Origin of the sequence: Mesorhizobium sp. M7A.F.Ca.ET.027.03.2.1 (assembly GCF_003999175.1) — a bacterium.
Taxonomy (GTDB): domain Bacteria; phylum Pseudomonadota; class Alphaproteobacteria; order Rhizobiales; family Rhizobiaceae; genus Mesorhizobium.
Genome location: NZ_RZOM01001780.1, coordinates 1 through 595, shown reverse-complemented (window position 1 = coordinate 595; position 595 = coordinate 1). Strand labels below are relative to the sequence as shown.

Genomic DNA, 595 nt, shown 5'->3' with positions numbered 1-595 from the left:
CAACTGGCCCTTCAAGCTCGGCTGGGTCGGCAGCTTGGCAACCAGTTCCGGGGCGATCATGGAGAAGGCACGGCTGTTCGGCGGAGAATAGAGGATGTGCTTGACAAATTCTGCTTGTCGGTCCGCGCGCCCGGCAAATGCGAGAAACTTCATCGCATTCTCCTGGTTCTTGCTGCCCTTGAGAGCAACCCAGTAGTCCGTTTGCAATAAGCCCTGATTCCACATGAATGACAGCTTTACGCCCTCATCAATCGCACTGCTTATGCGGCCGTTCCAGGCACTTCCGGCAACAACCTGCTTGTCCACAAGCAGCTGCCCGGTCTCCGCACCGCTCTCCCACCACTTCAGGATGTCCGGTTTGATCCGGTCCAGGCTCTTGAAGGCTCTATTCCAATCCAGTGGATAGAGCTTTGACGGATCGACGCCATCTGCGAGCAAGGCAGCCTCGAAAGTGCCAACTCCAGCCTGCTGGACCCCGGTTCCCAAGGTCCGCAGTCCCGGAAACTTTTTTGTGTCCCAGAAATCCGACCAGTTGTTTGGGCCACCCTTCGGAAAGGCATCCGTGGAATAGGCCCCTATCAACGCGTATATGATG

The 595-nt window shown here is 56.6% G+C and carries 1 protein-coding gene; it reads right to left on the bottom strand.

All coding sequences use genetic code 11. The features are described from left to right. Positions 1-582 (bottom strand): extracellular solute-binding protein (locus EN750_RS38025; protein WP_245482950.1); only part of this gene is annotated, 582 nt, incomplete at its 3' end. Between the last annotated feature and the right edge of the window lie 13 nt (positions 583-595).